At 69.6% G+C, this 11132-nt stretch carries 10 protein-coding genes; 3 read left to right on the forward strand and 7 right to left on the reverse strand.

Annotated features, from left to right (window positions below):
- Positions 1 to 94 precede the first annotated feature (94 nt).
- From priA to D2E24_RS02945, 7 genes are all read right to left on the reverse strand, one after another.
- Positions 95 to 820: a bifunctional 1-(5-phosphoribosyl)-5-((5-phosphoribosylamino)methylideneamino)imidazole-4-carboxamide isomerase/phosphoribosylanthranilate isomerase PriA gene (priA, locus tag D2E24_RS02915; RefSeq protein WP_125967838.1), complete on the reverse strand. Its 726-nt coding sequence runs from the start codon at positions 818 to 820 to the stop codon at positions 95 to 97.
- 90 nt (positions 821 to 910) lie between these two features.
- Positions 911 to 1558, reverse strand: coding sequence for an imidazole glycerol phosphate synthase subunit HisH (gene hisH / locus D2E24_RS02920; RefSeq protein ID WP_125967839.1), 648 nt, complete (start codon positions 1556 to 1558; stop codon positions 911 to 913).
- Between the two features lie 111 nt (positions 1559 to 1669).
- The gene (locus D2E24_RS02925) at positions 1670 to 2401 is read right to left on the reverse strand and encodes a hypothetical protein (RefSeq protein WP_125967840.1); all 732 of its coding nucleotides are present in this window, start codon (positions 2399 to 2401) and stop codon (positions 1670 to 1672) included.
- Positions 2401 to 3003 (reverse strand): imidazoleglycerol-phosphate dehydratase HisB, encoded by a 603-nt coding sequence (gene hisB / locus D2E24_RS02930; protein WP_125967841.1) that lies wholly within the window; start codon positions 3001 to 3003, stop codon positions 2401 to 2403. The genes D2E24_RS02925 and hisB overlap by 1 nt, the downstream gene beginning before the upstream one ends.
- Before the next feature lie 137 nt (positions 3004 to 3140).
- Entirely contained in the window at positions 3141 to 4313 is a 1173-nt protein-coding gene (locus tag D2E24_RS02935) for a histidinol-phosphate transaminase (protein ID WP_125967842.1), read from the reverse strand.
- Positions 4314 to 4402: 89 nt separating this feature from the next.
- Positions 4403 to 5800 carry a histidinol dehydrogenase gene (hisD, locus tag D2E24_RS02940; protein WP_164520975.1) on the reverse strand — a complete coding sequence of 466 codons (1398 nt, stop codon included), beginning with the start codon at positions 5798 to 5800 and terminating at the stop codon, positions 4403 to 4405.
- 100 nt (positions 5801 to 5900) lie between these two features.
- Positions 5901 to 7778 (reverse strand): oleate hydratase, encoded by a 1878-nt coding sequence (locus D2E24_RS02945; RefSeq protein WP_125967843.1) that lies wholly within the window; start codon positions 7776 to 7778, stop codon positions 5901 to 5903.
- A 251-nt stretch (positions 7779 to 8029) separates the two neighbouring features.
- Here D2E24_RS02945 and D2E24_RS02950 point away from each other — a divergent pair, with 251 nt between their 5' ends.
- The 3 genes from D2E24_RS02950 to D2E24_RS02960 all read left to right on the forward strand — a co-directional run bounded on the left by D2E24_RS02950 (position 8030) and on the right by D2E24_RS02960 (position 11049).
- Complete coding sequence (locus tag D2E24_RS02950; RefSeq protein ID WP_125967844.1) at positions 8030 to 8335, forward strand: YhbY family RNA-binding protein; 306 nt, start codon at positions 8030 to 8032, stop codon at positions 8333 to 8335.
- A gap of 195 nt (positions 8336 to 8530) precedes the next feature.
- Positions 8531 to 10426, forward strand: a complete 1896-nt coding sequence (locus tag D2E24_RS02955; protein WP_125967845.1) for a DUF5696 domain-containing protein — start codon at positions 8531 to 8533, stop codon at positions 10424 to 10426.
- 77 nt (positions 10427 to 10503) lie between these two features.
- Positions 10504 to 11049 (forward strand): type 1 glutamine amidotransferase domain-containing protein, encoded by a 546-nt coding sequence (locus tag D2E24_RS02960; RefSeq protein ID WP_125967846.1) that lies wholly within the window; start codon positions 10504 to 10506, stop codon positions 11047 to 11049.
- Positions 11050 to 11132 lie beyond the last annotated feature (83 nt).

The following is an 11132-nucleotide window of genomic DNA, read 5'->3' on the forward strand; positions in this document are numbered from 1 at the left end:
CTTCCCCGGAGCATGGAAAACGGCACCATGCGCTGGCATGGTGCCGGAATGCCGGGGTCGGACGTATCGCCCGGCAGCGTGCTCCCGGATGGGATCAGCGGGCGACCTCGAGCGCCTCTTCGAGGGTGAAGGCGCGCGCGTAGAGGGACTTGCCGAGGATGGCGGAGTCGACGCCGATGGATTCGAGCTCGCGGATGGCGCGCAGGTCGTCGAGTCGGGCGATGCCGCCGGATGCGGTGACCTTCGCGTCGGTGCGTTCGGCGACCTCGCGCAGCAGGTCGAGGTTCGGGCCGGACATCATGCCGTCGCGCGACACGTCGGTGACGACGTAGCGCGAGCAGCCGACCGAGTCGAGGAAGGCCATCGTCTCGAACAGGTCGCCGCCCTCCTTGACCCAGCCGCGGGCGGCGAGCGTGTGGCCGCGCACGTCGAGGCCGACGGCGACGCGGTCGCCGTGGCGGCGGATCACGTCGGCGGTCCAGTCGGGGTTCTCGAGAGCGGCGGTGCCGATGTTGACGCGCGCCGCGCCGGCCTCGAGCGCCGCTTCGAGGGAGGCGTCGTCGCGCACGCCGCCGCTCATCTCGATGTTGACCCGGTCGCCCAGCTCGTGCACGATCTCGCGCAGCTGGGCGCGGTTGTCGCCGGTGCCGAACGCGGCGTCGAGGTCGACGAGGTGGATCCACTGCGCGCCGGCCTCGACCCAGGTGCGGGCGGCGTCGAGCGGCGAGCCGTAGTCGGTTTCGGATCCGGATTCGCCTTGGCGCAGGCGCACGGCCTTGCCGTCGCGCACGTCGACTGCGGGAAGGAGCGTCAGGGACATGATGGGACCTTTCGTTGGGCATCGGCGGGGGCCGATGGTCGTGTGGCGGCGTCCGCCGGTGCGACGGCCGTCGATGTGGGGTTCGGGGGATCAGAACGTGTCGACCCAGTTGCGCAGCAGCCGTGCGCCGGCTTCGGCGGACTTCTCCGGGTGGAACTGGGTGGCGTACAGGGGGCCGCGCTCGTAGGCGGCGACGAAGCGGGTGCGGCCGTAGTCGCACCAGGTGACGCGTTCGGGCGCGTCGCCGAAGTCGATCCCGTAGTCGGACAGGTCGGCGGGCGCCACCTGCGTGGCGGCGTACGAGTGGACGAAGTAGAAGCGTTCGTCGGCGACGCCGTCAAGCAGGACCGAATCGGCGGGCGCGTCGACGGTGTCCCATCCCATGTGGGGCACGACGTCGGCGTCGAGCAGGTCGACGCTGCCGCCGATGAATCCCAGTCCGGGCGTGTCCTGCCCGTGTTCGCGGCCCAGCGAGAACATGATCTGCTCGCCCACGCACACACCGAGCACCGGGCGTCCGGCGCGCAGACGGTCGGCGATCACGCGGTCGCCGCGCACGCTGCCGAGTCCGGCCATGCACGCGCCGAACGCGCCGACGCCGGGGACGACCAGCCCGTCGGCGTCCATCGCCTGCAGATAGTCGGACGTGAGCGTCACGTCCAGGCCGAGGTTCGCCAGCGCGCGCACCATCGAGCGCACGTTGCCGAAGCCGTAGTCGAACACCACCACGGAGGTCATCTTCCCGTTCCTTTCCCGGCCGTCGGGGCGGATGCGCGGCGTTGCCGGCGCGTCCGCCCCGACGGCGTTCGTCTGTCTTCTGTTCCCCGCCGGTCCCGCGCCGGCGGCCGGCTATTCGATGCGGCCGGCCCCGCCGCGTCCGAAGCGCGTGTGCTCGGCGAGCACCTGCATCGCCTGCTCGCGGTCGAGGCTCGACGACGACACCGTCTCGACGCCCTGCGCCGTGACGTCGGCGACCTTGGCGATGCCGAGCAGCAGGTCCTCGACGAACGGCGGCGTCGTGCTGAACAGCACGGGCGGCACGAACGTCTGGCCGGCCTCGCCCTGCAGGTAGAGGGTCGCGTCGAGCCGGTCGGCGCGGTTGACGGCGAGCACGACCGTCATGCCGGACACGACGGTCGTGATGTCGCGGGCGGCGGCCTCCGGGCCGTCGCCGTCGAGGTTGCGCAGCACGGCGACCGCGCCGGACTGCGAGGCGAGGCAGTCGGCGGAGATGTCGGACAGCTGGCAGAACGCGGCGAGCAGGCGCGCGGAGGCGATGCGGGTGATGAGCACCGCGGCCTTGGCCTTGTCGCCGAGCAGTCCGGCCAGTTCGTCGTCGAATCCGGCGGCGAACGATTCGCCCGCATCCGGTTCGACGATGCCGGCGAGGTCGTCGTCAGCGCCGCCGGACGCACCGTCGGCGGGCATGCCGCCGGTCTGCGATGCCGGCGTCGCGTCGGCCGCGGGTTCGGTCGGCGCATCGTCGAGTCCGCCGGCGAGCAGCGCGTCGAAGTCGGCGTCGCTGAAGTGCAGGTCGTCGTCGTTCATGCCGTCCATCGCGTTGTCGTCGGAGCCGGCCATCACAGCGCCCCCTTCGTGCTGGGGATCAGTCCTTCGATGCGCGGGTCGGGTTCGATGGCGAAGCGCAGCGCGCGGGCGAGCGCCTTGAATTCGGCTTCGGCGATGTGGTGCGGGTCGCGGCCGGCGAGCACGTCGAGGTGCAGGCAGATGCCGGCGTGCAGGGCGATCGACTCCATGACGTGGCGCACGAGCGAACCGGTGAAGTGGCCGCCCATCATGCAGTATTCGTAGCCTTCGGGTTCGCCGGTGCACACCACGTAGGGGCGGCCGGAGATGTCGACGACGGCCTTGGCGAGCGCCTCGTCGAGCGGTACGGTGGCGTCGGCGAAGCGGCGGATGCCGCGCTTGTCGCCCAGCGCCTGGCGCAGGGCCTCGCCGAACACGATGGCGGTGTCCTCGACGGTGTGGTGCACGTCGATGTCGGTGTCGCCCCACGCCTTGATCTTCAGGTCGATGAGCGAGTGCTTGCCGAGCGCGGTCATCATGTGGTTGAAGAACGGCACGGACGTGTCGATGTCGGTGGTGCCGGTGCCGTCCAGGTCGAGTTCGAGTTCGATGTGCGATTCGCTGGTTTCGCGCACGATGCGCGCGGTGCGTGCCATGCTGGTCTGCTCCTTTGTTCGTGTCCCGATGTCGGGTTCACCTTGCCATCGTAGTCGGGTGCGAGGGGTGCGTCCGTCCGCCGCGCGGCGGATGCCGGCGCGGTCGGACGGATATGCCGCCGGGTTTCGGGGCGGCGTCAGCGTGCTTCGACGTCGCGCAGGGTCTCGACGAGCGCGTCGCGGAAATGGGCCATCTCCTCGTCGGTGCCCATGCATACACGCATCCAGCCGGCGGGGCCGACGGTGCGGATGAGCACGCCGCGCGCGAGCAGGCCGTCGAAGATCGCGTCGCGGTCGTCGAAGCGGCCGCCGAACAGCAGGAAGTTGGAGCCGGATTCGGCGACCTGCAGCGGCTCGCCCTGGTAGGTCTGGGTCTTCAGCCATGCGGCGGTGTCCTCGCGCACCTGCCGCAGGTGGTCGACGCGCGCCAGCTGTTCGTCGGTGTGCTCGAACGCGGCGAGGGCGGCGGCCTGCGTGACGGCGGACAGGTGGTAGGGCATGCGCACGATGCGCATGCAGTCGATGATGCCCTTGGATGCGGCGAGGTAGCCGACGCGTGCGCCGGCGAACGCGAACGCCTTGCTCATCGTGCGGCTGACGGCGAGGTTGGGGTGGCGTTCGATGAGTTCGACCGCGCTGGGCGTGCCGGGCGTGCGGAATTCGACGTACGCCTCGTCGATGACGACGATCGGGCGCACGCCGTCGGCCGCGCCGGCGACCTGGATGTCGCGGCATGCGTCGAGCACGCGTTCGACGTCCTCCAGCGGCAGCGGCGTGCCGGTGGGGTTGTTGGGGCTGGTGATCAGCACCATGCTGGGGCGGATGTCGCCGATCGCCGCGACGAGCGCGTCGAGGTCGAGCGTGAAGTCGGGGTTGCGGTGGGCGAGCCGCCAGCCGGTGAACGTGTCGCGCGCGTATTCGGGGTACATCGAGTACGTGGGGTCGGCGCCCAGCGCGGTGCGGCCGGGGCCGCCGAACGCCTGGAACAGCTGGAGCATGATCTCGTTGGATCCGTTGGCGCCCCACAGTTGGTCGACGTCGAGGCGCACGCCGGATTCGCGGGCGATGTAGTCGCTGAACGCCCGGCGCAGGGCGATGTGCTCGCGGTCCGGGTAGCGGTTGAGCGTGGGCGCGATCTCGAGCACGCGGCGTGCGATGGCCTCGCACACGGCCGGGTCGGGCGCGTACGGGTTCTCGTTGACGTTGAGGCAGACGGGCACGTCGAGCTGGGGCGCGCCGTACGGCTCCTCGCCGATCAGGTCGTTGCGCAGCGGCAGGTATGCGGGAATCGTATTGGCTGTTGCACTCATGTTCTCTTCTGGTTCTCCCCTATCGCGATGCCGTGCGCCGGCTCGTTGCCGGCGCACGGCCGCGGTCATAGTCTCTCCCGGCCGCGCGTTCAGCGCAGGCCGGCCTCGGTCTCCTGGTCGCGCAGCGTGGCCTTGTCGTACGGGTCGGCGACGAAGCGGGTCAGGACGCTCTCGCCGTGGGCGGGCAGGTCCTCGGAGACGGCGAACGCGTTGATGCGCGCGGCGATGGCCTTCAGGCCCTCCTCGTCGTATTCGATGACCTCGACGGGCTTCATGAACGTGTGCACGCCCAGGCCTGCGGCGAAGCGCGCGGTGCCGCCGGTGGGCAGCACGTGGTTGGAGCCGGACATGTAGTCGCCCAGCGGGACCGGCGAGTAGGGTCCGCGGAAGATCGCGCCGGCGTTCTTCACGCGCCTGACGACGGCGTCCGCGTCCCGGGTCTGGATCTCGAGGTGTTCGGCGGCGTACGCGTTGGCCGCGTCGATGGACTGGTCGAGGCCGTCGGTCAGCACGATCGCGGACTGGCTGCCGGACAGCGACGTGCGCACGCGCTCGGCGTGCTTGGTGCGCGGCACGCGCGCGTCCAGTTCGGCCTGGACGGCGTCGGCGACGGCGACGGAGTCGGTGAACAGGACGGATCCGGCGAGCTCGTCGTGCTCGGCCTGGCCGATCAGGTCGGCGGCGAGCAGACGCGGGTCGGCGGAATCGTCGGCGACGATGCCGATCTCGGTGGGGCCGGCGACCGCGTCGATGCCGACGAACGCGGACACGAGCGACTTGGCGGTGGCGACGAAGATGTTGCCCGGGCCGGTGATCTTGTCGACCGGATCGCACAGCACGTCGCCGTCCTGCGGCTCGCTGCCCTTGGCGCCGTAGGCGAACATGGCGATGGCCTGCGCGCCGCCGACCGCGTACACCTCGTCGACGCCCAGGATGGCGCAGGTGGCGAGGATCGTCTTGTTGGGCAGACCGTCCGGATCGCCCTTGCTGGGCGGGGTGGCGATGGCGAGCGATTCGACGCCGGCCGCCTGCGCGGGCACGGCGTTCATGATGACCGACGACGGGTAGACGGCCTTGCCGCCCGGCACGTACAGGCCGACGCGCTGGATCGGGATCCAGCGTTCGGACACGCGTGCCCCGTCGGCGAGGTCGGTGTGGAAGTCATGCGGCACCTGGCTGGCGGCCACGGCGCGGGCGCGGCGCACGGATTCCTCGATCGCGGCGCGCACTTCGGGGTCGAGGGTCTCGACGGCGGCCTGGAGGGCCTCGGCGGGCACGCGCAGGTTCGTCGGGCGCACGCCGTCGAACTTCTCGCCGAAGTCGCGCAGGGCGGCGGCGCCGCGTTCGCGCACGTCGTCGAGGATCGGGCGCACCAAGTCGGAGGCCTCGGAGGTGCCCATCGCGGCACGCGGCATCGCCGCCAGCAGCTCGGCACGGGACAGGTTCTTACCACGCAGGTCGATGGTTCGCATGATGTTCTCGCTCATACCGACTCATCGTATCAACGCGGCCGTTATCCGAACGAGCGATGTCCACCTTGCGGATTCCCGCCCCGGAACACGGATTCCGGGGCGCTGCCGGATCGACTCAGATCACGCCGTATTCGCGCAGGAGCGTGGCGATGTCGGTGCCGTCGAGCTTCTTCAGCGCCTTGGCGAGCACGGCCTTCTCCACGACGTTGAGCTTCATGTCGGTGACGGGTCTGCCGTCGCGCAGCTTGACGGTCGCGTTGAGCAGGTTGCGCACGTCGTAGACGCTGCCCCACACCTCCGGCACGCCGCGGTCCACGTCGAGCAGCGTGTAGACGGCCTCCATGCCGGTGCGCATCGAGTATTCGGTGGTGAAGATCGTGTCGCGCGGCGTTTCGGCGAACTGACCGAGGAACGCGAAGTTGACGGCGCCGTCGGGCACCACGTCGGGGCGGTCGCCGGCGGCGCGCGGCATGAAGAACGCGGTGATGTACGGCATCATCACCGGCACGGTGTTCGCGTGCTTCGACGCGAGCGCCTCGATCCGGTCGGCGGGCACGCCCATGTGGTAGAGCCATTCGGCGCAGATCTCCTCGCCGGTGCATTCGGTCATGGGCTTCCTCACGTAGTCGCCGGGGCGGTCGGGGAAGAGCCCGTACACCCATACGCACAGCTGGTCCCTGCTCTGGTCGCGGAACTGCTGCTGGCGGTTGAGGGTCCAGCTCATGAGCCAGCTGGAGTCGGTGACGGTGACGATGCCGCCGGTGACGACCCTGCCGGAGAAGGGGTCGCGCTTGCAGATGCGGCGGATGTAGGGCGGGATCTCGCCGTCGAGGGTGGTGACGGTGGCGCTCATCCACTTGGTGGCCTGCGGGTCGGCGCAGAACTTGTCGGGGTGGCCGAAGCTGGGGTCCTGGGCGGCGATGCGGCGCCACATGTCCCATCCGCCGCCGGGCTTGAGTTCGGGGCTCCATGCGGCGGGCGCGGTCTGCGAGCCCATCGTGGAGTTCTCGACGCAGCCGCCGTTGGTGATGAACACGAGGTCGTCGTCGGTCAGGTCGATGGCGCTCTTGACGCCGTCGTGGTCGATGTCGATGCGCACGGCGCGCTTGCTCACGGGGCTGGAGTACGGGTTGCGCGCGTACACGCCGGATTCGGCCTGGATCCTGAGGATGGTGTCCTGTCCGACGCCGGTGCGTTCGCGTCGGGGGCCGTCGCCGCCGCCGATGGCGAATTCGACGTTCTCGACCTTGGTGCCGTAGCGGAAGTCGACGCCGTGGGATTCGAGGTAGCGCACCATCGGCAGGATCATCGACTCGTACTGGTTGTAGCGGGTGAAGCGCAGCGCGGAGAAGTCGGGCAGGCCGCCGATGTGGTGGATGTAGCGGCGGATGTACAGCTTCATCTCGAGGGCGGAGTGCCAGTTCTCGAAGGCGAACATGGTGCGCCAGTACATCCAGAAGTTGGAGCCGAGGACGTCGTCGTCGAAGAAGTCGGTGATGGGCCGGTCGTAGAGCTCCTCGTCGGGGGTGAAGAAGAGGCGCATGATCTGCATGGCGGCCTTGTCGGAGAGGGCGAATTCGCCGTTGGTGCCGGCGTCATGACCCTGTTCTCGGGTGGCGCGGCACAGCGAGTAGTTGGGGTCGTCCTTGTTGAGCCAGTAGTATTCGTCGAGCACGGACACGCCGTCGGTCTCGATGGAGGGGATGGAGCGCAGCAGGTCCCACATGACCTCGAAGTGGTTGTCCATCTCGCGTCCGCCGCGCATCACGTAGCCGAGGCCGGGGATGTCGGCGCCGTCGCATGCGCCGCCGGGCACGGCATCCTTCTCGATGATGTGGATGTGCTCGCCGGGCATCTGCGCGTCGCGCACGAGGTAGCATGCGGCCGACAGGGCCGCCAGTCCGGTGCCGATGATGTACGCGTGCTTGCTCTCGACGCCTTCGGGCTTGCGCGGGCGGGCGAACGCCTCGTAGTTGCCGTTGGAATAGTACATGACCGCCTCCTTGCATCATGGTGCAACATGATTGTTGACATCTCGTCAACTCATTGATGGTCATCATGTCGCATTTCCGGCCGTTCCGCCATAGACAAACCGGCGGTGTTTCGTCCGGTTCCGGCTCATCGCCCCGCCCCGGTATCCTCGTACACGGCATAGCACGACAGGCGTGCGGCCGGGCGGCACGCGCCCGCGCCGCCACGCCGCCAACGGATACGAATACGAGAACCACGAGAAAACGAGGACATATGACTCTGACCAAGAAGCAGGTCAAGCAGCTGCGATCCATGGCCAACCAGCTCAAGCCGCTGATCCAGATCGGCAAGAACGAGGTGAACGAGGCGACCGTCAAGCAGGCCGACGAGACCATCGAGAAGCGCGAGCTCATCAAGTGCTCCGTGCTCGACGGCTGCGGCGTCGACGCCAAGGAGGCGTCCGAACTGCTGGCCGAGGCGCTGGGCGCCGAGGTGGTGCAGGTGATCGGCAACCGCTTCGTCATCTACCGCCGCTCCCACCGCGACGACGTGGAGAAGATCCGTCTCGTGCGCGAGTGACGCAACGGCCGGCCGCATCGCGGGCCGGCCATGACCGCGTCGGGCGGGCCGCCGGAACCACCGGCCGCCCGCCCGACGCATAACCGGACGGCCGATCCGGCGTCGACGCCCGAACCGCACGGACGGGGAACGGGCGCAGACACGGCGTCGGCATCATCGAAACGTCGGCATCGACGCCGGCGGAAAGGAACCATCATGCGAATCGAACACGAGGGGACGACCCTCATCATCGACGAGCGCACGCTCGCGGTCACGATGGCGCGCGACGGCGAGGCCTGGACCACGGCGTCCGGCTACGTGCCGACGCTGCAGCTGGCCGACGGGACGGCGCTGCCGTGGGCCGATGCGGCGCATGTCGGCCATCGGGTGCGCGATTTCGGCACCGGACGCGGCGTCGTCAGCGAATTCCGCGGCTTCGCCGGCACCGGCTACGCGTTCGAGACGTTCGTGTGGGTCGAATCGTCGAGCGGCGACGTGGTGTTCGAATGGATCCCGCTGGACGAGTCCGGGCTCGACGTGGCATGCGTGCGCTGGCCGGGCGAGCTCGCGTTCGACGAGCGCCGCGACGACTGGTGCACGCTGGTCACCCACTGCCAGGGCACGATGATCCCCAACACGTGGCCGGTCGCCGCCGCTCCCCTGCCGTTCGACGGCCGATTCGAGACCGAGGCCGGCTACATGCCGTGGTTCGCGCAGCTGCGCGGCCGCGCCGCCTGCCTGACGATCTGCGAGACGCCGTGGAACGCCGGCTATGCGCTCGACCATCCGACCGGCGGCCCGTACACGCACGTCGGCCTGTGGTTCGACGCGTCGCTGGGACGCATGGACTACCGTCGCACCGCTCGCGTGCGCCTCATGGCCGACGCGGACGTGACCGCCGTCGCCAAGGCGTACCGCGGCTGGGTCGACGGGCACGGCGCGCTGCGCACGCTTGCGGAGAAGGCCGTGCGCAACCCGTCCGTACGCGAGCTGACCGGCCGCATGTGGATGCACGTGGGCGCCAAGACCGCCGTGCAGCCCGACTCGCGCATGTACGACGCCGACCATCCCGAACGCAACGGCAACCTCGTCACGTTCGACCAGCGCGCCCGCCAGCTGCGCGACCTGCACGCGATGGGCGTGGACCGGCTCTTCATGCACCTCGACGGCTGGGGCCAGCCCGGCTACGACAACCAGCATCCCGACTACCTGCCCGCCTGCCGCGAGGCCGGCGGCTGGGAGGGGCTCAGGGCGCTGGCCGACACCGCGCACGACTGCGGGTTCATGTTCGGCCTGCACGACCAGTACCGCGACTACTACCGCGCCGCCGCCACGTTCGACCCCGACAACGCGGTGCGCCTGCCCGACGGCACGATGCCGGAGCACGCGGCATGGGCCGGCGGCCCGCAGACGTACCTGTGCGCGGCGCTCGCACCCGACTACGTGAAGCGCAACTACCGCGAGATCGCCGCGCGCGGCGTCGACATCGACTGCACGTACCTGGACGTGTTCACCTGCAACGAGGGCGACGAATGCGACGCGCCCGGGCATCGCATGACGCGCCGCGACTGCTACCGGAAGCGCGGCGAATGCTTCGCATGGCTGCTCGCGCACGGCGTCCTCACCTCGTCCGAGGAGGTCGCCGACTGGGCGGTGCCGAACCTCGTGTTCTGCCATTACGCGCCGTACGACTTCCAGATGCGCGATCCGAAGGCGCCGCGCGAGGGCGTGCCGGTGCCGCTGCAGAACCTCGTCTACCATGACTGCGTCATCGAACCGTGGATGATGGAGCGCATCGAGGGCGGCGACGACTACATGCTGTACGCGCTGCTCAACGGCGGCGCCCCGTATCTGATCCGCGACGCCGCGTACGCCGGCTTCGACGGCGACGCGGGCGACGCGGCCGCACGCCACCGTCTCGAACAGGACATCGAACGCTGCCGCACGGTCGCCGACCTGCACCGCCGCGTCGGCATGCTGGAGATGACCGGATTCGAGTTCGTCGACGGCGACTGGCGGCATCAGCGCACCACGTTCGCCGACGGCACGAGCGTCGACGTCGACTTCGACGCCGGCACCTGGCATATCGACGACGGCCGCATCCGCGGCTGACGCATCAGACGCCGCGCGGCTAGAATGGCTCCTGTCGGATTCCATGTCGCAGGATTCCATGTCGCAAAGGAGCACAGATGAGCGTCGACACCGCGAGCGTACTGATCATCGTCAACAACTGGGGCATCGAGGAGACGGAGATGACCCGTCCGCTGCGCGAGCTCGCGGCGGACGGGGCCCGCGTCACGCTGGCCGCCACCACCCTCGACCCGTGCGAGACGGTCCGCCACGACCGCTATCCGGGCGAGACGGTCGTCCCGGACCGGCTGCTGGCCGACGTGCGCGTCGAGGACTACGACCTGCTGGTCGTCCCCGGCGGCACCTGCAATGTGGACCGTCTGCGCATCAATCCGGAGGCGCTACGGCTCGCCCGCGACTTCGCCGCCGACGGCAAGCCGATCGCCGCGGTCTGCCACGGGCCGTGGCTGCTGGTCAACGCCGGACTGCTGCCCGGCAAGACGCTCACCGCGTGCCGGTACATCAAAGCCGATCTGGAGAACGCGGGCGGCGCGTACGTCGACGAGCCGGTGCATGTGTGCGACGCGGCTGGATGGACGCTCATCACCTCGCGCAAGCCGGACGATCTGGACGATTTCCTTGACGCCATCCGCCAAGCGCTCTGACGGGAGCGACGGCGGGACATCATGCGCACGTAAGAGGGGGCGGACGCCGAACGGCATCCGCCCCCTCTTTACGCCCTCACGTC

The organism is Bifidobacterium samirii (assembly GCF_003952945.1).
GTDB lineage: Bacteria > Actinomycetota > Actinomycetes > Actinomycetales > Bifidobacteriaceae > Bifidobacterium > Bifidobacterium samirii.

What these genes read in the sequence shown, in the direction of transcription:
- priA (WP_125967838.1), bottom strand. Translation starts at nt 820, where the DNA reads ATGTCCCTGACGCTCCTTCCCGCAGTCGACGTGCGCGACGGCAAGGCC.
- hisH (WP_125967839.1), bottom strand. Translation starts at nt 1,558, where the DNA reads ATGACCTCCGTGGTGGTGTTCGACTACGGCTTCGGCAACGTGCGCTCG.
- D2E24_RS02925 (WP_125967840.1), bottom strand. Translation starts at nt 2,401, where the DNA reads ATGGCCGGCTCCGACGACAACGCGATGGACGGCATGAACGACGACGAC.
- hisB (WP_125967841.1), bottom strand. Translation starts at nt 3,003, where the DNA reads ATGGCACGCACCGCGCGCATCGTGCGCGAAACCAGCGAATCGCACATC.
- D2E24_RS02935 (WP_125967842.1), bottom strand. Translation starts at nt 4,313, where the DNA reads ATGAGTGCAACAGCCAATACGATTCCCGCATACCTGCCGCTGCGCAAC.
- hisD (WP_164520975.1), bottom strand. Translation starts at nt 5,800, where the DNA reads ATGAGCGAGAACATCATGCGAACCATCGACCTGCGTGGTAAGAACCTG.
- D2E24_RS02945 (WP_125967843.1), bottom strand. Translation starts at nt 7,778, where the DNA reads ATGTACTATTCCAACGGCAACTACGAGGCGTTCGCCCGCCCGCGCAAG.
- D2E24_RS02950 (WP_125967844.1), top strand. Translation starts at nt 8,030, where the DNA reads ATGACTCTGACCAAGAAGCAGGTCAAGCAGCTGCGATCCATGGCCAAC.
- D2E24_RS02955 (WP_125967845.1), top strand. Translation starts at nt 8,531, where the DNA reads ATGCGAATCGAACACGAGGGGACGACCCTCATCATCGACGAGCGCACG.
- D2E24_RS02960 (WP_125967846.1), top strand. Translation starts at nt 10,504, where the DNA reads ATGAGCGTCGACACCGCGAGCGTACTGATCATCGTCAACAACTGGGGC.